The sequence below is a fragment of the [Clostridium] ultunense DSM 10521 genome (assembly GCF_000511955.1).
Lineage (GTDB): Bacteria > Bacillota > Clostridia > Tissierellales > Tepidimicrobiaceae > Schnuerera > Schnuerera ultunensis.
This window is the reverse complement of sequence record NZ_AZSU01000005.1, coordinates 54704-76316: the sequence shown is the minus strand read 5'-3', so window position 1 is coordinate 76316 and position 21613 is coordinate 54704. Positions and strand designations below refer to the sequence as shown.

The following is a 21613-nucleotide window of genomic DNA, read 5'->3' as shown; positions in this document are numbered from 1 at the left end:
CAGAGTTTTTTTACTGTTAATACGCAGTCCAACCACTATCTGCAGTAATACATTGGCCATTGATGAAACTCGAATCCTCAGAAGCTAAAAATAGAGCTATGGTTGCTATTTCCATACCTGTTCCACTTCTTGGGTTACCACCTGCATTTGCCATTATAATATTAAGGCCTTCTTGATTTACATTTTTCATAAAATCACCAGTTGCTATTTCAGTTTCAACACCACCTGGGCAAATAGCATTACATCTAATATTCTTTTTAGCATACATATATCCTGTATTTTTAGTTAAACCTATCAATGCATGCTTTGAAGCTGTGTAAGCTGCTCCAGCTCTCGCTCCGTACAATCCACCAATAGATGAAACGTTAATTATGTTACCACCACCTTCTTTTAAAAATATCTTTATTGCTTTTCTGCTAGTATAGAAAGGTGCGTATACATTTAAACTAAATACTCTCTCTAACATATTATCATCAACATCTCCAACAGGGCTAAAGTCATCCATTATACCTGCATTGTTTACTAATATATCCAATTTTCCAGAATCATTATATGCAAAATCTATGGCCTTTTCAGCTTCTTCTTTATCCATTAAATCTGCACCATAGGGTATAATTTTCCCTTTGAAATTTTTTGTACTATTTGCTAAATCTTCCAGTCGTTCTATCCTTCTAGCCACAGCATAAACTATTGCACCTTCCTTGGAGAATAGATATGCAATATCTTTACCCATACCAGCACTAGCACCAGTTACTATGGCTACTTTATCATGCAATTTCATATAGAATCCTCCTTATAGTTAATAATTCAACAATAATTTTGGATTGTCTATTTAATATCATAAATAGTGAAATATAAACATAAAGTTAGTTTTAAATAAACTTAACTTATTTATACCCAATTTATATATTATCTAATGTTATGTTTTTTAAATATATGGTTCATATGTGTAACAAGCAATTAATTTAAAGTAGCTAATCACTATCTTTTTTACTAAAAAGAATGTATAATAAATATTAAGCTACATTTTAGTAGCTTAATATTTATTATAGGAGTAATTTAAATGAATTGGTTTAAAAAACTTATGGCTGGAAGATATGGTGGAGATCAACTTTCTATGATCTTGATAATATTATCATTATTATTAACATTCATTGGACAGTTGACAAAAATCCAAATATTATTATTGATAAGTTATATTCCTTTAGGTATAAGCATTTATAGAATCTTTTCAAAAGACATATCTAAGCGTAGGATGGAGAATTATAAATTTGCTATGTTTATAAGCCCTATATATGCTTGGTTTAAAAGAACAGAGAATCGTATGAAAGATAGAAAAACTCATAGATATTTTAAATGTCCAAATTGTAAGTCCAAATTACGACTTCCAAAAGGAAAAGGGAAAATTATGATTACTTGCCCTAAATGTAAGACAAAGTTTTCTAAAACAACATAATTAGTTTAAAATACAAACTGGGAAGCTGAAGAAAATTTAAAATTAAGGAGAGATTAAAATATAAATGGATATATTCAAAAGGATATTAGGCAGAATTTTATTTGCTATAGCCCAGCTAATATCAGTTATACTAGATATTGTAATAAAGTTAATAGAAACAATAGTAACATTTGTGAGAAGTATTGCAATAGGATTTGTAGCTTTAATAAGCATGGGAGGTTGTTTAATCCTTATGCTTTTGGCTGGCCCTTTTGGAATTCTAATATTTGCCAATCCTGTAGTATTATTAACCTTATTGTTCTTTGTTGTATTTCCAATTCTAGGGACTAAATTTGTATCCTATTTAAAATATATAAAATATATTTTAACTGAATTTTTATTTGACCGGGCCAATTATTTAATTGACGGTATAAGCTATAGATTCCAATCTTTTGACGAATATAAATATGCCTATAAAAGGATGGAAGAAGAAAGAAAAAGAAGAGAACAACAAAGACGTTACGCCGAACAACAAAGAGAATGGGAAGATCGATTTAGACAATGGTATGAATATCAAAATTCTCAAAGGGAGAATTATAGCTATGATAAGCAAACTAACTATGGATACAATTATGCTAATCCTAATATGGAGTTCAAAAACAAATATGAGAAAAGTTGTGATCTGTTAGGTGTCCCCTATAATGCAGACAAATATCAAATAAAATTAGCCTATAGAAAAAAGGCTAAAGAATATCATCCAGATTTAAACAAATCACCAGATGCAACTAGTATATTTCAACAGATAAATGAGGCTTATGAATTTTTAAGTGATGAGAATATAGAAAGATATACAAGTATAAGATAGTTATAATGATAGGAGTAAACCCAAACACTTAGGAATTTCCAATTGATCATTTGCAAATAATTTCTATACATGATATACTCTATAAGTTAGTTGTAAAAGAGGCACCCAAAATTCAAAGATTTAGCGGGGGATAAATATCAATATTATAATCAATATTATATAAGAAATTGTTTACTAACATAATAAGACTATGTTAGTTTTTTGTTTTATAATGATAATTAATTTATAGGAGGTGACAAGATGACAAAAAATGTAATGTTTGCACTTGTTGGATTGTTTTTAATAACAGCTTTTACCAATGTTTTATCAACATTGAAAACAATTTTTATATCTAAAAAGATTATGAATCCAGTCTATATATTGGTTTTTGTTGATGCGATAATTTTCGCAACTATAGTTGTTAAAGTAACCAGTGGTAATGGAATTGAATTTACAATTGCATATGCTTTAGGTAGGTCTATGGGAGTATTTATAGGCAACAAACTTGAAGATAGATTAGCTCTTGGTATACTAGAAGTTGATTTGTTTTTGAACAACAAAGAGAAAATGATTCGGGTAGCTGAAAGACTTAGAGAAGCTGGATATACAGTTAATAACTACTTGGCTAGTGGTTACAATGGAAATAAAAGATATAAAATCGAAATTGTGATAAATAGAAAAGAATTCAATATATTAGAAGATATTATGGATGAATTCAACATAAATAATCCAACTATAAAGATTAAAAACTTAAGCAAAGTAAATGGTAAGATTACTGCATCAAGCATTAAAACAATTTAATCAAAAATTCAAAGCTAACTTTTTCAAGTTTATTTAAATATATTATTATAAAACATAACCATAGCTCCTGCGGTAGTTCTCTTCGCCAAAGGAATCCCACATCTAGCTATACGATAAAACCTTTCTTCATCCTTTGATATCATATTAAATTTCTTATAGATTTTAATTGCTACCCTAGCGTTAAATCTAATATAATCTTCAATAGACTCTAGTAGAAGTGTTCCTTTTTCTACCTCTAATTTATCTAGATATTCATAAGTACGGTTAACATATACCTCATATTGATGATGATTGTCTAAAAGACGTATATTGGCATGTTGAGGTATGGTCATATCTTGAACAATATGGAGAGCTGCTCCTAGATAGAACAAAGACTTATTAAATTCGCCTTTAGTCCAGAGTTCAGTTGCCTTATAATAATAGTAAACTCCTAAATCCATAGCATTTTTTCTACCATATAATCCTCTTTTCTTATAAGGATTATAGAAATGGTTTGAACTCTTAAAATCTTGGTCTGTCCATACTGCTCCTTCATTAATATCCTGTATATAGCTATTGAAAAAATTATATTCTTTAAAGTATTTATCATTTTTAAGAATTTTTAAAGCATATATATTGATAGCTTTATGAACCTTACATTGGGTTTTAATTATAGATTTTTTTACTGGATTTGCTATACCAAAGACTGTTCTTAAAAAATAATTATAGGTAGTTTCTAAAATATCCATTTAAATCTCCTTCTCTTAATATACATACTATTATTATTTGCAATTATATTAATAATAACCATGGAATCAAGATAAATGTAAAAGCAGATAAAGGCAGACAATAAATTATCAACCTTTATCTGTGAAAAGTTTTATTTACTGCCAACGGCAGAAGACTTGTTAGTTCATTTTGAAAAATAGCCTTTTTCATCAGGGGTTCAATAATTCACCTCGCCAGTGTTGCGATTAATGATGATATATTCTTGACCGTTTATGAAGTTACTCTCCATGAAATCACCTCCTCAAATATAGTGTGTTCATAACATTCAGAAATATAATAAAACGTTAGACAACTATTAAATAAATCTATATAATTTAGAAACAATTAACATATTTTATATTAGATTATAATGTTTTTTTATTAGGTATTATTTTAAATTTAACGAAAGATAAAAAGAGTGCAGTAAAAAATTATAATTTTATGTTATACTTTTATATAAGCAACAATATTTTTTATTAAGAGATGATGTTAGTATATAAGTATGGACACTAAATAAGGTTTTTTATATACTACTAAATGAGGAAGGAAGTGTCCATAAAATGTCTAAAAGAAAAACTTATACAGATGAATTCAAAATAATGATTGCAGAGTTAGTATTATCAGGAAAAACAGTTAGGGAAGTAGCAGACGAATATGGCCTAAGCCAAACAGCAATACGTAATTGGGTAAAGAAGAAAACACCGATAGATGTAAAGGGAGATACCACAAATCTTGAAGAAATTCTAAAAATCAAGAAGGAAAATGCAAGACTTAAGGAAGAAAATGATATATTAAAAAAAGCTATGGCCATATTCGCAACCAAATAAATCCTGATATTATATTTGAAATAATAAAAGCTAATTCTAAGGAACACAGCATAGATACTATGTGCAAGGTGCTAAAATATCCTAGAAGCACCTATTATGATAAGCATAAGGAAAAGCCTAGGAAACAAGTAGGNTTCTCTTAATATACATACTATTATTATTTGCAATTATATTAATAATAACCATGGAATCAAGATAAATGTAAAAGCAGATAAAGGCAGACAATAAATTATCAACCTTTATCTGTGAAAAGTTTTATTTACTGCCAACGGCAGAAGACTTGTTAGTTCATTTTGAAAAATAGCCTTTTTCATCAGGGGTTCAATAATTCACCTCGCCAGTGTTGCGATTAATGATGATATATTCTTGACCGTTTATGAAGTTACTCTCCATGAAATCACCTCCTCAAATATAGTGTGTTCATAACATTCAGAAATATAATAAAACGTTAGACAACTATTAAATAAATCTATATAATTTAGAAACAATTAACATATTTTATATTAGATTATAATGTTTTTTTATTAGGTATTATTTTAAATTTAACGAAAGATAAAAAGAGTGCAGTAAAAAATTATAATTTTATGTTATACTTTTATATAAGCAACAATATTTTTTATTAAGAGAGGAGAATACCAATGCTAAAATTTTTCAAGAAAAATAAACCTTTAGAAATTGTTGCACCTATTACAGGCGATATAGTCCCTATAGAGGAAGTGCCAGACAAAGTCTTTTCTGAAAAGATGCTGGGCGACGGGCTGGCTATAGATCCAGCAGAAGGAAAAGTCGTATCTCCAATAGATGGTGCAGTAGTTACTATATTCCCAACCAACCATGCAATAGGATTAGTCACTAAAGAAGGGTTAGAAATCCTTATCCATATAGGATTGGATACTGTTGAGTTAGACGGCATTGGATTTAAACGGGCAGTTGAAAAGGAAAATAAAGTTAAAAAGGGAGATCTATTAATGGAATTTGATATAGATTTAATCAAAGAAAAAGGCAAATCTCCAATAACCCCAATAATAATAACCAATATGGATAAGATAAAAAAAATTGACAAAAATAATGGTCAAGTAAAAAAGGTAGATGATATTATATTTACAGTAGAACCTGTTTAAATAGCAAAGAGATATTAATGCCAAATAGCCCTTATAGAAAAAGGTAGGCTTATTATTTTCTATAAGGGCTTTCCATTTTTTAATTGATTAAACTATGATATAATTTTAAGGAAATGGTATTTTGGGGGGAATCATATGATTAGATTTATCCATACAGGAGATTTACATCTAGGTCTTCAATTCCAGAATGTAAGCTTTGATCCACATACAGCCAATGAAAGGCGTTTAGAACTGTGGAATACATTTCAACGAATAGTAAATAAGACTATAGAAGATGAAGTTGATTTTCTATTCATAGCAGGAGATCTATTTGAAGAAAAATATTTTACCTTAGCCGATATCAAAAGGGTTAGGGACACATTAAAAAAAGCTGAAAACATAAATATTGTTATAACTGCAGGAAATCATGACACTTTAAACAAAAAGTCCTTGTACACTATGGTAGATTGGCCAGAAAATATAACCATATTTGCTCCAGCAGGATTGGGGAAAAAAGAATTCCCAGATAAAAACACTTGTATTTATGGTTATAGCTGGGACAGGGGAGAGAATACTAAGGACATATTTTACGATTTTAAAGGTATTGAAAAAGGGAAAGTTAACATTTTAATCATCCACGGTGATATCTTCGACAAGGAAAGTCCTTATCTACCTTTAGACAAAAATTATTTAGACCAATTAGGCTTTGACTATATTGGGTTAGGGCATATCCACAAACCAAATATTATTTCAAAAAAAATGGCCTATTGCGGTAGCCCTGAGCCTTTAAACTTTGGAGAACTAGGAGAACATGGAATCATTCAAGGAAGCATAGATAATGGAAATACTAAAATAGATCTCTTACCCTTTAGCAGTAGGAAGTTTTTAGAAAAAACTATAGTTATTGATGAAAATTTTGGATACGTAGATATATTGGATCATATAAAACAATGTGATAAGGAGGAAGAACTTAAAAACAACCTTTATAGAATAAAACTAGAAGGTATAGTCAATAAAAATGTGGAAATTGATGTCCAGGATATTAGGAAAAGTTTGGAAAGCCATTTTTATTATCTAGAGATTAGGGATAATACAATAATGGATTACGATTTGGATAGATTAGAGGAAGATAATAAAGACAATATTATTGGACATTTTATACAGAAGATGAAAGAGAAGGATTTAGAAGATAGAGTAACGAGAGAAGCGTTATATATAGGATTAGAAGTTTTGATGAAGGGCAAGGTGGGGATATGATATTAAAGGAATTAAACTTAATATCCTTCGGTAAATTTCAAAACAAAAGACTTAATCTAGTGGAAGGATTAAATATATTTTATGGAGAAAATGAATCAGGAAAGACTACGATACATAATTTTATAGACGGTATGTTTTATGGCTTCTTAAAACCTTACGCTACAAAACGGTATTATCTAGAAGAGTATGAGAAATATAGACCTTGGAATGGCAATCAATACGTGGGAATTTTGAAGTTTATAAAAAATGGCAAAATATACAGGATAGAAAGGGATTTTGACAGAGGGGAAGTAAAAGTTTATGATGAAGTAACTGGAAAAGACATTACCGACGAAATTGATAATGGAGATAAAGTTAAAGTCCATCTTCCAGGATTATATTTTTTTGATTTTAATACTACCGTTTATAAAAATACCATATCCATAAAACAATTAGGCAATAGAATTGACTCTACTTTGTCTACAGAAGTAAAAGATAGATTAGCCAATATTAGTACTAGCCTAGATGATGAGATATCCGTAAAGCAGGCTATTTCCCATCTGGAAAAAGAATTAGATAAAATAGGTACGGATAGAGCTTATACAAAACCCTATGGAAGGTCTTTAGTCAGATTAGATGAATTAAAGGAAAAACGTAAACTAGCATTAGAAAAACAAAAAGAGTATAACAAACTCATTGAAGAATTTAATATTTTAAGAGAAAAAATAGAGCATGAAGGAAAAGAGATCTATGAACTAAAAACTCAACTTGAAAAAGCTGAGATGCTAGCAAAGAAAAAAATCTATGAAGATGCATTGGCCTTAAAAGAAGAAATAAAACTACTAGATGGGAAGATTGAAAATCTTAAACCCTATTCAAATTTAAGTTTTGACGATTATACTAAGAGCTTAAGGCTAGATAATGACAAAGAAAGTTTAAATAGGGAAATTGGGGAATTATCATTTAAAATATGTAGCTTGGAATATAAACTAAAGGAGAAAGAGCTAGAAAGGGATGGGGAATTCATTGATGGCATAAGGGTAGAAGAGTTGTTTAATGATATGAATACTTATAATGAAATGGAAGAGGAAAAGAACCATCTTATCCTAGATAATCAGCAGAACAGGCTGGAGACCCTAAATGGAGAGCTAAAAAATCTGAAAGACAGAACAAATAAATCAAAAGTCAAAGGCAATATATTTATCTTTTTATCGATAGCCTCTTTAGGACTAGCGTTAATAAATCCTCTTCTTGTAATTTTAGCCTTGCCTTTTGCAGGTCTATTTTTTGCCTCAAAAAAGTCTAGGAAAGAGCTTTTCAAAGAATTAGAGGATTTAAATAAGAATATTGAAAAAATGATATTGGAGGAGGATGGAAGAAAAGATAGAATAAACAAAATAGAAAAACACCAAAGTGAAATAATACTTAAATATAATTGCTCAACAAAATTGGAATTAAATAGATTATATGAAGATATACGATTAAAGCAGATCAATCAAAGCCAAAGGTTAGAAACAATTAAACTATTGAAAGCGAAACTTAAAGAAACTAAATCAGTTTTGGAAGCGAAGGAAAAAGAAAAGAAAGAGAAAGTCTATCAATTTGAGAGTATTCTTTATAAAAACAATTCTAGCACCTTAGAAGAATTTAAGAAAGGATTAGATAAAAATCAAAATTACAAAAATTTGCTTATAGATAGAAAAGGTAAGATTGAAGTTATAGATAGGATATTGGGTAATACTACATTGGAAGAGCTAAAGAATCAATTATCCATTTATAATGATGAATATTTTCAAGATATAGACCAACTAGATTTATATATTATTAAAGATGAAATAAAATCTAAAGAAGAGAATCTATCCACCACTAAGGATACTTGTTCTAGATTAGAGGAGAGGATTAACAATTTAAATAAAGAAGTAGAACTTTTGATAGATATTGAAGAAGAAATAAGCAGGGTGGAGGATAAAATCCAGCATTTTGAGAATAGGATTAAATCAATAGAGATAGCCAAGTCTACAATAGAAGATATTTCTCAGGAAATACATAGCCAATTTGCGCCCAAAATAAATAAAGAGGTAAGTAATCTAATAAATCTTATTTCAGGAGGAAAATATGAGCAAGTAAAGATTAATGAAGATTTAAATATTACCATAGAGAATCCTTCTACCAAGGAAATAATTGATATAGATAGTCTAAGTGGCGGAACCATAGACCAATTGTACTTTGCATTAAGATTTAGTATAATCAGCTCTATGAAGGGAGACAATCTTCCTCTAATATTAGACGATTGCTTCATCCAATATGATGGGGATCGACTTGAGAACATTTTAAGTTTTCTAGGAGATATGAGCAATGAAAAGCAAATACTCCTATTCACCTGTCATCATAGAGAAAAGGAAATATTAGATAGATTAGGATTAAAGTATAATTTAGTAAATTTGAGTTAATGTATTACTCTAATTGTTGAACAACAGCATTTATACTATTCTATACTTTAAGTTTTAGATTAACTTTAATAGAGGTGATGCGTTTGATATATGGAATAGGTGATTTACATTTAGATTATTCCAAAGAAAAACCTATGGATATATTTGGGGCAAATTGGGTAGATCATGAAGAAAAATTATTCAATAATTGGAAACGGATAGTCAAGGATAATGACTTAGTTCTATTGCCTGGTGATATATCTTGGGCTTTAAAATTGAAAGAAGCCTATTACGATTTAAAAAGAATAGATGAACTACCTGGTCACAAAATAATAACTAAAGGAAATCATGACTATTGGTGGCAAGGACCAAAAAAATTAAAAGAGTTGAATTTAAAAACCATAACCTTTATTCAAAATAATAGCTATATTTATGACGATATAGGTATTGGAGGAACTAGAGGTTGGATATCAGAGGATTATGAAGGCTTTGACAGCCAAGACCAAAAAGTATTTAATAGGGAACTAAATAGATTAGAATTATCTTTATTAAGTATAGGAAAAGACGTTCATTTTAAAATAGCTATGCTTCACTATCCTCCTTTTAATATGGATTTGACTCCAAATAAATTTGTTGATTTAATGGTAAAACACAATATTGATATATGTATCTACGGTCATTTACATGCAGAAGGGCATAGATTTATAGTTGAAGATAGAATTTATGGAATACAGTTTTACTGTGTTTCCAGCGACTTTATAGATTTTAAACCTAAAAAAATCATATAGTGTAATTAATCACCCTCTTTTACATTGAGGGTGATTTTGTGTTTTAATTAGCATATATCTAAGAAATAGATATTAAATAGCAAAATTACTCGTTTTTCAAATGAACAATAGGGTGATATACTTATAATCAAACTGAGGGATACTATTATATATCAAAAAATATCATAAATTAATTTAAATATGTGTCAATTTATATACAAAACAAGGAGGATATAGCAATGCAAAAAAAAGTGCAAATGATGGTGGGACCAACGGCAATACCCCATAGAGTATTGAAGGCTATGAACAAGGAGTCGATATCTCACAGATCTAAAGAATATTCAATAGTGCAAGAAAGGGTAACCGAAGGTTTAAAGAAGATATTTGGAACAACTCAGGATGTTCTGTTACTTACATCTTCAGGAACTGGAGCCATGGAATCAGTAATTCAAAATTGTTTTTCTCCAAATGATGAAGTAGTGATTCCAGTAATGGGTAATTTTAGTGAACAATTCGCATTAATAGCAGAAATATATGGTTTAAATGTTAAGAGGGTAAAATTTGAACTAGGCGAAGCTGCAAACGTGGATACAGTTATGAAGGAGGTAAATCCTGGTACAAAGGCTGTTTTTGTCGTTCATAATGAAAGTTCTACAGGTGTATTTAATGATTTAGAGGCGTTTGGGAGAGCTCTGAAAGATACTAATACTTTATTAATTACTGACTCTGTTAGCGGCTTAGGCGGCTTAGAAGTTAAGATGGATGAATGGAATATAGACATTGTTTTAACAAGCTCCCAAAAATCCCTAATGGCTCCTCCTGGATTAGCTTTTGTTGCTCTTAGTGAAAATGCATGGGGTAGTGTTGAAAACTCGAAATTTCCTAAATATTATTTTGATTATAAAAAAGCAAAAAAATTCAATGAAATAAATCAGACTTTAACAACACCCGCTGTTTATACACTATTTGCTGTCGATGAAGCTGTTAAAATGATAATGGAAGAAGGTTTAGATAATGTATATTCTAGGCATCGTGCCAACTCTAAATTAGTAATTAAAGGAATAAAGGAAGCAGGATTAAAATTATTTGCGAAAGATGAAAGGTTTGCTTCTCCAACTTTGACAGCGGTATATGCACCAAGAAAAGCAAAATACATAGTTAACGAACTTGCTAAGAAAAGTATAGTAGTTAATGGAGGTTTGGCACCAATGGATGAAGATATATTTAGAGTGGGAACTATGGGTTATGTCTCTGAAAATGATGTAATTGCATTTTTAAGTGCAATTAATCAAATAAAGATTTAAAATAGAATTTGTTCAAAACGGTTAACCCCCTTAAACTAGGGGGAATTAACTTCTTTAAGATATGGATGACCTTTTATAAATTTATGTAGATAATCTTGAAAGATTTTTAGAGGCTCAACACTACTAGGTTTTGGATATCTATGTATTATCTTATAGTACACACGTTCGCTAGGGGGTATTTCTAGTTTAGAAATTTTAATGGGATGTACCGTTTCAAAAGCATGAGCTATAGTTATAGGGACTATTGCCCAAGAATCGGGTATATCAATAAACCTTAATATTAGTCCAGCAGTATCTACTGCAATTTTAATAGGTTCTGTTGGGTCCCACCAATAATCATGCCAAATTTGATAATTAGGGCCCCAGTCTTGAAAAATTTCTTTTGTTACATCTAGATCTTGAGGATGTATAATACCTCCGTAATTTGAAAATCTTGAGCTACTAACTAAAACCATTTCCTCACTGCATATAGGTTCGCTCAATAAGCTATTACTTCTAATAAGTCTAGATGTAAGACCTATATCAATATCATGTGACTCTAATAGATCAAAGACTTGAACAGAAGAATGAGAACTTATATCTATAGAAAAAGATGCTATATTATTTACTATGTCCATATAAAGCGGCGTAAGTACATAAATATTCAGACTATCCACTGAACCGACATTTAATCTTAAAGGGGGCTCTTTGTTAATCCACATAGCTGTATCTTTTTCTAAAGCCATCCAACGTTTAGCAATAGTAATAAACTCTTCCCCTTTTGGTGTTAATTCAATAATTTTTTTGCCAGGCTGTCTTTTCAACAGTGTGGTGTTTAATTCTTCTTCTAATGTATTTAGACGAGTACTAATAGTTGACTGTGAAACGAATAGCTTTTCAGAAGCTCTAGACAGACTCTGGGTTTCTACAATTGTAAGAAACGTCTCGATATTTATAATATTCATATACATCTCCCCCATAATATCTATTTTATAGATATTATATAATAAAATAATTCGATATTCAAATAAGGTTTAGTATGATATATTGGTAGTTGATGAAAGAGATAATGCAATTAAGGAATGTTGGGAATACCTGGAAAGAAATATTATCGAGTAAAACTATATCAAAAATGTTGATATATAATAGATTTGTATTATATTGGACTTTGAAAATATATAAAACTGTTAATATGATTTCAGTAAAAAAGGCTTCATTAATTTAATGATGAAAACGTACCCACTGAAAACAAATATTCCATTTAAATCATGTACTTATTATGTTAAGCAATAATAAAGTCTTAAAAGATTATTATAGGTTGTAGTTTAAGGGTTTATTGCAGTGTATATAAAGATAGTATATCGAGGGTAATAGATTACATTTAGGAGGTATTATAGGTTATGGGAAAAGAACAAATAAGATCAAAATATTCTTTAATAACTATCGTAAGTATTCTAATGGCAATATTTCATATTTATACTGCCCTATTTGGTGTACTTACAGCTTTATGGCAAAGAAGTATACACTTATGCTTTGGTATGTTAATTACTTTTTTGCTAAAATCAAAAGATTCATCTAATAAGGTTAAAAAATCATTAAATATTTTATTAGCAATGATGGCTTTAGCAACAGTTGTATTTTTTATTGTCGATTTTGATGGAATAGTTCAGAGATTTTCACAGCCAAATACTAGTGACATGATTATTGGTACAATTTTAATATTATTAACATTAGAGTTTGCAAGGCGAAATGTGGGAAATATTCTTCCTGGTATTGCAATAGTATTTTTATTATATGCTATGTTTGGTTCCTATTTACCCGGAATTCTATGGCATAGAGGATATGATTTACAAAGAATTATTACTCAAGTTTCATTAAGTACTGAAGGGATTTTTGGAGTTTCCTTGGGGGTTTCTGCAAACTTTATATTTATTTTCGTTTTATTTGGGTCTATACTGTCTGTTACTGATATAGGCAAATTCTACATAGACTTAGCTATTAAGGGAGTTGGAAAAACACCTGGAGGTCCAGCAAAAGCAGCAGTAGTATCGAGTTCGTTGTTTGGTAGTATATCAGGTAGTGCAGTTGCAAATGTTGCTGGTACAGGATGTATAACTATACCTTTAATGAAATCTACTGGTTATAGTAAAGAATTTTCGGGAGCAGTAGAAGCCGTAGCCTCAACAGGTGGGCAAATAATGCCACCAATGATGGGAGCAGCTGCATTTATCATGGCAGAAATATTAGGAATTCCATATTATAAGGTAGCTATAGGTGCTGCTATTCCTGCAGTAATATATTTTGGTTCAGTTTTTGCCATGGTTCATTTTAGAGCAAGAAGGATTGGTTTAACTGGTATAGACACTAGTTCTTTACCCAGTATTAAGGAAATGTTAAAAACAAAAGGAATTTTGTTAACACCACTAATTTTACTAATAGTTTTATTAGTTGGGGTTCAAATGTCTGCCATGAAGGCTTCTGTATATACTGTATTAGTAACATTAGCAATAGCAGTTGTATTTTGTGGTATGAGGACGAAAGAGTTAATAGATGCTTTTGAAGATGCAGCTAAAACTTCAGTTATTGTAATTTCATCCACAGCTTGTGCAGGCATTATTGTTGCTATGATAAATTTAACAGGCATTGGTCTAAAGTTTTCCAATATCATGATCTCGTTAGCAGGGGGGAATATATTTGTAATCTTAGTGCTATTAATGTTAGCTAGCTTGTTAATGGGAATGGGTTTACCAACTACGCCTTCTTATCTAATATTAGCGGTTTTAGGAGCGCCAGCATTAATTAGACTTGGAGTAGAACCGTTAGCAGCTCATATGTTTGTGTTTTATTTTGGATGCATATCCATGATTACACCTCCAGTTGCCTTGGCAGTTTATGCAGCTACAAGTATTGCTGAATCTGATTTTTGGAAGACTAGTTTTGAGGCGGTCAAGCTAGGAATTACAGCATTTATAGTACCTTATATGTTTGTTTACAATCCATCGCTATTAGCAATTGGAAAGCCTATAACTATATTAACTACTGCCATTACAGCTATAATAGGTGCGGTAATACTAGGAGCAGGCATATCAGGTTGGTTACTAGTTAGGGCAGATATAAAAGAGAGAATCTTATTAATTATATCAGGACTTTTTCTTATCGATCCGAGATTTATTACAAATCTTTTAGGGTTATTAGGCTTAGTTTTAGTATTAATTTTTCATAGAAAAAGAAAATCTTTGGAAAATAGCACAAGCTCATAATTTAGAAAAGGAAAAAAGGAGGGCAGATAGTTTAATTTTAAAAAACAACAATAATTATCACTCAAAAAATAGCTTTGTAAACTAAACATGAAAAAATAATGAGGAGGGAAATTATGAAAATTCATCAAAGATTTTCAATGATTTTGGTATTAATATTATTGGTAGCAAGTTTAAGCGGTTGTAATGGAGGTGCAGAGACATCTAAAAAATCTAATGTAGAAGTAAAACAGGTCTCAATTGGTGGAGCGGGAACATCTGGAACTTTTTACATAATGGCTGCAGGGTTTTCTGATGTTATCAACAAAGAATTAGGTATCAATTCTGTTGCAGAAGTAACAGGTGGTTCTGTAGAAAATGTAAAATTAATAGGTGATAAAAAGATTGAAATGGGCGTCACCCAGTTAGATGTAGCACAAAATGCTTTAGCAGGAGTAAATCAATTTGATGAACCAGTTGAATTAACAGCTGTTTTACCAATGTATCCAAATGTTGTACAAATAGTAACATTAAAAGATTCACCAATTAATAGTTTTTCTGATTTGAAAGGCAAAAAGGTTTCTGTTGGTTCTCCAGGAAGTGGAATATTAGCAACTAATGAAGTAATATTGAACACTTTAGGATTATCAATGGACGATATTCAACCAGAATATTTATCCTTTGGAGAAACTACAGATGCATTTAGAGATGGTTCAATTGATGCAGCAATAGTAAATACAGCTGCTCCGGCTCCTTGGATAGTGGATTTAGAAACCACTCATCCTGTAAAATTTATTCCTCTTACATCAGAAGAGATTGGCAAATTTACAGAGAAATATCCTTACTATGTAGAAGCAGTAATAGATAAAGATGCATATAAATCTTTAGATAATGATGTACCAACATTTGCAGTTTGGATTACTTTAGTATCACAAGCAAATCTCCCAGAAGATACAGTTTATGATGTTACTAAGGCAATATTTGAAGGAGAAGATATTTTGAAAGATGTTCATGTAGTCGCTAAATATATAACATTAGATAATGTTAAAAATATCAGTGGAGTTCCATTTCATCCAGGAGCAGCAAAATATTATAAGGAACATGGTATAGAGGTACCAACAGAATAAAATTTAAAATATGAATAAATTAAAATTTTACTTTTGCAAAAGAGGAGGAAATTTTATGGTTAAAAAGAAAAGGGTAGGATTAGTAGGAACTGGTACTATCGGAGGTTTTGTCTTAGATAATGTAATGGAAGGCAAAATTGACAACGTTGAAATTGTAGTAGCGTGTGGACGTTCAGAAAAATCAAGGGGAAGAGATAAAGTCAAAAAATATGGCATTCCTTGGATAACAAATACAGACGAACTTTTTAATTGGGACTTAGACGTAGTTGTAGAAGTAGCTTCACAAGAAACTCTTGAATCAATAGGTGAGAAAGTTCTAAAGGCAGGTATAGATTTAATACCAATTAGTTTAGGGGCATTAGTTGATGGGGATTTGCTAGAAAGGTTAATTAATGCTGCAGAAGAAGGAGGAAGTACGCTCCATATACCATCTGGCGGCATAGGTTCATTAGATGCGTTACAAGCTGCTGTTATAGCAGGGGTGGACAAGGTAACTATGACTACACGTAAACATCCAGTTGCATGGAAAAACATACCCCATGTAGATCAAATGAACTTAGATTTAGATGGAATGAAGGAACCATATTTGCTATATGAAGGTCCTGCAAGAGATTGTGTAAAGTTGTTTCCACAAAACATCAACATTGCTGCTGCTTTAAGTATGGCAGGAATAGGTTTTGAAAAGACAATTATCCGCATTTTAGCTGATCCAGATGTTGAATATAACACTCATGAAATATATGTTGAAGGGAAGGCCGGGAAATATACAATAACCTTTGAAAATGTTCCTGTTCCTTCAAATCCAAAAACGACCTACATGGCATGTTTAAGTATATTAGCAGCTTTACAAAAATTAAGAAATCCATTCCATATGGGGACTTAAATTGTAAGTTTTTTAGATAAAACCTAACCAAAATTTTATTAAATAAAATTAAGAAGCTATTTTACTTTAGCTTCTTAATTTTAGCAAAAATTTAGTTAATAATTTATTATATTAATAGGAGGTATAATAATGTTTAAAGGGATTTATACGCCAATAGTAACACCTTTTAATGAAAAAGAAGAAATTGATTATGATAGAATGAAACATAACCTAGAAAAATGGGGTAAAACTGATTTAGATGGAATAGTAGTTTTAGGCTCTAATGGAGAATTTGTTTATTTAACTACTGAAGAAAAATTAACTTTAGCTAAATTTGTTATAGACAATTTTAATAAAAATAAAAAAGTTATAGCAGGTGCTTCTGCTGAATCAGTTTTAGAAACTATATTTCTATGTGAAAAGTACGCTGAGCTTGGAGCAGATGCAGTACTTGTATTACCACCTCATTACTTTAAGGGAGCAATGAAAGAAGATGTATTATATAAATATTTTATTGATGTAGCTGAAGCTTCATCAATTCCGGTAATGCTTTATAATATGCCTGGTAATACTGGAATAAATTTATCTTCAAACCTTATATCAAAATTATCAAAACATCCAAATATAGTCGGCATCAAGGATACTTCAGGCAATATTGTTCAATTATCGGAAATCGTAAGAGACACAGATGATGATTTTGCTGTATTTGCCGGAAATGCGGGTTACCTTTTACCAGCATTATCAGTAGGAGCAAGAGGTGCTACATTAGCAGTAGCCAATATTTTACCTGATGAATGTTGTAAACTAGTAAAATTGTTTAATGAAGGGAAAATGGATGAAGCTAGAGAACTTCAAAAGAGGCTTCTCGAACCTAACTTTACAGTAACGGGAAGGTTTGGAGTCCCTGCTCTTAAATATGCATTAGATCTACTAGGATACCAAGGTGGATATCCGAGGAGACCGTTATTACCACTTTCAGAAGATAAGAAGAGGATAGTAGAAGAAGTATTAAAAAACTATGGTGTTCTTTAAGAAGAAACCTAAGGGAGGATTGTAATGAGAATAGCCATCATAGGGTATGGGGGAGTAGGTAGAGCTTTCCTCCGGCTACTGTTAGAAAAAAAAGATGAGTTATTAAATGAAGGCATAGTTCCTAATGTGAAATATGTAATTGCATCAAAAGGTGGAGTCTATAATCCCAACGGTATAGACATAGAGGAGTTTATAAATTATTCAAAAACAAATAAAGACATTATGAAATTTTCTAAAGGAAATACCCAACAGATAACCTTTAACAATATAATAGAAAATAAAGATGTAGACGTTGTTATTGAAATGACTCCGACAAATAAAAAAACTGGTGAACCAGGGATGACTCATATTGTAAAGTCTCTAGAGAATGGTTTCCATGTAATTACTGCTAACAAAGGTCCCATTTTATTAGCTTATAGAAAATTAAGAGAAATAGCTTCTAAAAACAAAGTTCAATTAGGTATAGGCTGTACTACGGGCGGAGCATTACCAACTATCAATGGAGGATTGATTGATATGGCAGGTTCAACCATTCAGTCAATCGAAGGGGTATTGAATGGCACCACCAACTTTATCCTTAATGAAATGGAGACGAACAAAGTAGAATATGTTGAAGCATTAAAAAAAGCTCAACAACTAGGAATTGCTGAAACTGATCCCACGCTTGATGTAGAAGGTTGGGATACTGCGATTAAACTATTAATTCTTACAAATGTTCTTATGGAAGAAGAAAAAAAACTTGAAGATATAGAGGTAGAAGGTATTAGTAAAATTAAAGCATCAGAAATCTTTGAAGCGAGTAAGAAAGGCAAAAAATATAAATTAGTGGGTAAAGCAGTAAGATTAGAAGATGGGTTAGACATGTCAGTAAGGTTAGAAAAACTAGATCCTAGCAATCCATTATACGGAGTAGATGGAAAAAATAAAGGAGTAAGATATGTATCTGATACCCTAGGAGATTTAACAATTATTGGTGGGGCTTCTGGTGTAACTCCAGCCGCAGCCTCAATACTAAGGGATTTAATTAACATAAAAAGAGGATATAAATTCATTATCTAAAATATAAAATAATGAAATATAAGTAAAGGAAAAGCTTATGAACAACCCTCAATTATTATAATTGAGGGTTTTACTATTTGCTAATGAAATAATAAGATATATAATATAATTAGATTAATTTAATTACAAGTGAAACCATAAAGTGGGAGGTAATAAAATGAAATTGTATGTTGAAAAGGATTATGAAAAACTTAGCAAGGTAGCAGCTAATATAGTGAGAGAAGAAATTGAGAAAAACCCTAATATTGTTTTAGGATTAGCAACAGGAAGTACGCCAGAAGGTATGTATAGGGAATTGATAAAGATGCATAAGGGAGAAGGATTGGATTTTTCTAAGGTAACCACATTTAATTTAGACGAGTATGTGGGGATAGACGAAGGACATCCTAATAGTTACCATTATTTTATGAAAGAGATGCTATTTAATCATATAAATATAGATTTTAAAAATACTTTTATTCCTGATGGGAAGACTAAAGACCCAGAAAAATATTGTAAGAAATACGATGAATTAATCGAAAAAAAAGGTGGCATTGACCTTCAAATACTAGGAATAGGTGAAAATGGTCATATTGCCTTTAATGAACCAGATGAAACGTTGAATCTAGGCACCAGTATAGTAAATTTAACCCAATCTACAATTGAAGCGAATTCAAGATTTTTTGATTCTATCGATGAAGTTCCGAAAACTGCAATAACCATGGGAATAGGTACTATTTTGAAAGCAAAGAAAATTGTCTTATTAGCTAATGGCAAGAAAAAAGCAAAAGTAATTAAAGAATTGTTAAAAGGAGAGAAAATATCAACTAAATTGCCAGCAAGTATGCTATTATTACATCCAAATGTTACTATAATAATAGATCAAGAGGCGTATAATGGATAATATATAATAAAAGAAGGGGATTTTATGAAAATTTTAATAGATAATGTAAATATAATATCACCTTACGATATTAAACACGATTATAGTTTATTAATCGATAAGGGTAAGATAGCTAAAATAGAAAAAAAAGAAAAAATAGATAAAAAGGGAATAGATACTATAATAGACGGAGAAGGGAAATTATTAGCTCCTGGTTTTATCGATATTCATAATCATGGTAACTCTGGTTATGATATTATGGATAGTTCAGAGGAAACAATAGATAAAATGGCAGAATTCCATTTAAAAAATGGAGTTACATCCTTTTTAGGAACGGTAATTACTTCTTCCTATGAAAACATATCAAAGGCTATAGATAATATAGTAAAATATAATAATAAAAATGATAAGGCTCAAATATTAGGTATCCACTTAGAAGGCCCTTTCTTCTCTCAAGAAAAGAAAGGAGCCCAACCTAGTCAATATATAAAAAGACCAAATATGGAAGACATTAAAGAACTAGTACAACTATCTGATGGCAAAATGAAAATGGTATCCTTAGCCCCAGAGATAGAAGGAGCACTAGGTATTATATCTTTCTTAAGATCTAAAGGGATTACTGTTGCTATGGCTCATAGCAATAGTACTTTCCAAGAAACAATAAGGGGAATAGACTATGGGGCTACTGTAGCAACCCATCTGTTTAATGGTATGAGAAATTTTACTCATAGGGAACCAGGAATAATAGGGGCTTCACTTATAGATGACAGAGTTTTTTGCGAGATAATATATGATAGAATCCATCTTCATGATGCGGCAGTCAAATTGGCTCTTAAGATAAAAGGAATAGATAAAATTGTCCTAGTATCTGATGCTATGAGGGCAGCAGGTCTTGAAGATGGAGTATATGAGTTAGGAGGACAGAAGGTCACTGTTAAGGAAGGAGCTGCTAGGCTAAAAAACGGGAGTTTGGCTGGTTCTACATTGAATTTAAGAGACGCAGTATATAATATGGTGCACTTTTTAAATATATCTATACAGGATGTAATTAGGATGGCTAGTCTATCCCCTGCAAAAGCAATTGGAGTAGACAATATGAAGGGAAGTATAGAAATTGGCAAAGATGCAGATTTAATTTTGTTGGATAAAAATATTAATATTGCAGCTACTATAGTAGGAGGCAATTTCCTATGGATAGAGAAATAGAAGTGAAAGTTTTAAATATTGATCTAGGTGAAATGGAGAGAAAATTAGAAGATTTAGGAGCCAAATTAATTGCTAAAGAATATCAAAAAAATATAATACTTGATACCAAGGATAGATATATAGAAAAAGAGTTAAATAGCTATTTAAGGATTAGAGAAATGAAAAACTTACTTAACAATGAAACTACCACGGAATTAACTTTAAAAAAAAATATAAGTAAAAAAGGAGCTAGACAAAATATCGAAATAACCACTCAAATAGAAGATAGTCAATCTATGGTATTAATTTTAAAGGATCTAAAATATGAAATAATAGAAGAAGGATATAAGGAAAGGAAATCCTATCTATACGAAAAAATAAGATTTGATTTAGATAAATGGGATAAAGAAACCTATCCTTTTCCCTATATGGAAATTGAAGTAGAAAAGGAGGATGATCTAGAAAAAGCTATAAGCTTATTAAATATAGATAAAAATAATATTACTACTAAATCTATAATGGAATTAAAAGAAGAATTATAATGTAACCAAAAAATATACTTTGAATAGTATATAATAAAGTATGTTTTTTGGGGAGGTTTTTATATGCTAGCTGGTTTATTGGAAGGACTGACCAAAGATGGTGGAAGTAGTTTAATATTATTATTGATAATACTTTTGTTGTTCGGTGGTGGATTTGGAGGAGGATTTGATAGAATATTTGATGACAATCTACTACTTATATTCCTAGTTCTATTCCTATTTGATGTATTTTAAACACA

At 30.6% G+C, this 21613-nt stretch carries 21 protein-coding genes; 18 read left to right on the top strand and 3 right to left on the bottom strand.

Annotated elements, in window-relative coordinates:
• Nucleotides 1-16 precede the first annotated feature (16 nt).
• Nucleotides 17-781 carry an SDR family NAD(P)-dependent oxidoreductase gene (locus tag CUL_RS0112350; RefSeq protein ID WP_005583309.1) on the bottom strand — a complete coding sequence of 255 codons (765 nt, stop codon included), beginning with the start codon at nucleotides 779-781 and terminating at the stop codon, nucleotides 17-19.
• 282 nt (nucleotides 782-1063) lie between these two features.
• Between CUL_RS0112350 and CUL_RS0112345 the strand changes: the two genes are divergently transcribed.
• The 3 genes from CUL_RS0112345 (at nucleotide 1064) to CUL_RS0112335 (ending at nucleotide 3080) form a co-directional block, all read left to right on the top strand.
• The gene (locus CUL_RS0112345; RefSeq protein WP_005583310.1) at nucleotides 1064-1456 is read left to right on the top strand and encodes a zinc ribbon domain-containing protein; all 393 of its coding nucleotides are present in this window, start codon (nucleotides 1064-1066) and stop codon (nucleotides 1454-1456) included.
• 64 nt (nucleotides 1457-1520) lie between these two features.
• Nucleotides 1521-2300, top strand: a complete 780-nt coding sequence (locus CUL_RS0112340; RefSeq protein ID WP_005583311.1) for a DnaJ domain-containing protein — start codon at nucleotides 1521-1523, stop codon at nucleotides 2298-2300.
• Nucleotides 2301-2540: 240 nt separating this feature from the next.
• On the top strand, nucleotides 2541-3080 hold the full coding sequence (locus CUL_RS0112335) for a DUF5698 domain-containing protein (RefSeq protein ID WP_005582766.1): 540 nt from the start codon (nucleotides 2541-2543) through the stop codon (nucleotides 3078-3080).
• A gap of 29 nt (nucleotides 3081-3109) precedes the next feature.
• Here CUL_RS0112335 and CUL_RS0112330 read toward each other — a convergent pair whose 3' ends face one another.
• Nucleotides 3110-3808, bottom strand: a complete 699-nt coding sequence (locus CUL_RS0112330; protein WP_025642011.1) for a zinc dependent phospholipase C family protein — start codon at nucleotides 3806-3808, stop codon at nucleotides 3110-3112.
• A 579-nt stretch (nucleotides 3809-4387) separates the two neighbouring features.
• Between CUL_RS0112330 and CUL_RS0112325 the strand changes: the two genes are divergently transcribed.
• The 6 genes from CUL_RS0112325 (at nucleotide 4388) to CUL_RS0112300 (ending at nucleotide 11490) form a co-directional block, all read left to right on the top strand.
• A complete protein-coding gene (locus tag CUL_RS0112325; RefSeq protein ID WP_025640467.1) occupies nucleotides 4388-4654 on the top strand; it encodes a transposase in 267 nt (88 codons plus the stop codon).
• 638 nt (nucleotides 4655-5292) lie between these two features.
• Nucleotides 5293-5775, top strand: a complete 483-nt coding sequence (locus CUL_RS0112320; RefSeq protein ID WP_005582764.1) for a PTS sugar transporter subunit IIA — start codon at nucleotides 5293-5295, stop codon at nucleotides 5773-5775.
• A gap of 135 nt (nucleotides 5776-5910) precedes the next feature.
• Entirely contained in the window at nucleotides 5911-7011 is a 1101-nt protein-coding gene (locus CUL_RS0112315; protein WP_025642010.1) for a metallophosphoesterase family protein, read from the top strand.
• Complete coding sequence (locus CUL_RS0112310) at nucleotides 7008-9440, top strand: ATP-binding protein (protein ID WP_005582762.1); 2433 nt, start codon at nucleotides 7008-7010, stop codon at nucleotides 9438-9440. Before CUL_RS0112315 ends, CUL_RS0112310 begins: the two co-directional genes overlap by 4 nt.
• A gap of 83 nt (nucleotides 9441-9523) precedes the next feature.
• A complete protein-coding gene (locus tag CUL_RS0112305; protein ID WP_005582759.1) occupies nucleotides 9524-10207 on the top strand; it encodes a metallophosphoesterase in 684 nt (227 codons plus the stop codon).
• 218 nt (nucleotides 10208-10425) lie between these two features.
• On the top strand, nucleotides 10426-11490 hold the full coding sequence (locus tag CUL_RS0112300; RefSeq protein WP_005582758.1) for a pyridoxal-phosphate-dependent aminotransferase family protein: 1065 nt from the start codon (nucleotides 10426-10428) through the stop codon (nucleotides 11488-11490).
• A 35-nt stretch (nucleotides 11491-11525) separates the two neighbouring features.
• Here CUL_RS0112300 and CUL_RS17370 read toward each other — a convergent pair whose 3' ends face one another.
• A complete protein-coding gene (locus CUL_RS17370) occupies nucleotides 11526-12434 on the bottom strand; it encodes a LysR family transcriptional regulator (protein ID WP_005582757.1) in 909 nt (302 codons plus the stop codon).
• 435 nt (nucleotides 12435-12869) lie between these two features.
• Here CUL_RS17370 and CUL_RS0112290 point away from each other — a divergent pair, with 435 nt between their 5' ends.
• The 9 genes from CUL_RS0112290 to CUL_RS18970 all read left to right on the top strand — a co-directional run bounded on the left by CUL_RS0112290 (nucleotide 12870) and on the right by CUL_RS18970 (nucleotide 21608).
• Nucleotides 12870-14729 (top strand): TRAP transporter permease, encoded by a 1860-nt coding sequence (locus tag CUL_RS0112290; RefSeq protein ID WP_025642005.1) that lies wholly within the window; start codon nucleotides 12870-12872, stop codon nucleotides 14727-14729.
• Between the two features lie 113 nt (nucleotides 14730-14842).
• Nucleotides 14843-15832 (top strand): TAXI family TRAP transporter solute-binding subunit, encoded by a 990-nt coding sequence (locus CUL_RS0112285; RefSeq protein ID WP_005582755.1) that lies wholly within the window; start codon nucleotides 14843-14845, stop codon nucleotides 15830-15832.
• 55 nt (nucleotides 15833-15887) lie between these two features.
• Entirely contained in the window at nucleotides 15888-16715 is an 828-nt protein-coding gene (nadX, locus tag CUL_RS17365) for an aspartate dehydrogenase (RefSeq protein ID WP_005582754.1), read from the top strand.
• Nucleotides 16716-16844: 129 nt separating this feature from the next.
• A complete protein-coding gene (gene dapA / locus CUL_RS0112275; RefSeq protein WP_005582752.1) occupies nucleotides 16845-17726 on the top strand; it encodes a 4-hydroxy-tetrahydrodipicolinate synthase in 882 nt (293 codons plus the stop codon).
• Nucleotides 17727-17750: 24 nt separating this feature from the next.
• Nucleotides 17751-18785 carry a homoserine dehydrogenase gene (locus tag CUL_RS0112270; RefSeq protein WP_005582750.1) on the top strand — a complete coding sequence of 345 codons (1035 nt, stop codon included), beginning with the start codon at nucleotides 17751-17753 and terminating at the stop codon, nucleotides 18783-18785.
• 157 nt (nucleotides 18786-18942) lie between these two features.
• A complete protein-coding gene (gene nagB / locus CUL_RS0112265; protein WP_005582749.1) occupies nucleotides 18943-19668 on the top strand; it encodes a glucosamine-6-phosphate deaminase in 726 nt (241 codons plus the stop codon).
• Between the two features lie 24 nt (nucleotides 19669-19692).
• Nucleotides 19693-20853 carry an N-acetylglucosamine-6-phosphate deacetylase gene (gene nagA, locus CUL_RS0112260; RefSeq protein WP_005585562.1) on the top strand — a complete coding sequence of 387 codons (1161 nt, stop codon included), beginning with the start codon at nucleotides 19693-19695 and terminating at the stop codon, nucleotides 20851-20853.
• Nucleotides 20838-21374: a class IV adenylate cyclase gene (locus CUL_RS0112255; RefSeq protein WP_005585563.1), complete on the top strand. Its 537-nt coding sequence runs from the start codon at nucleotides 20838-20840 to the stop codon at nucleotides 21372-21374. Before nagA ends, CUL_RS0112255 begins: the two co-directional genes overlap by 16 nt.
• Nucleotides 21375-21437: 63 nt before the next feature.
• On the top strand, nucleotides 21438-21608 hold the full coding sequence (locus tag CUL_RS18970) for a hypothetical protein (protein ID WP_005584001.1): 171 nt from the start codon (nucleotides 21438-21440) through the stop codon (nucleotides 21606-21608).
• Nucleotides 21609-21613: the final 5 nt, after the last annotated feature.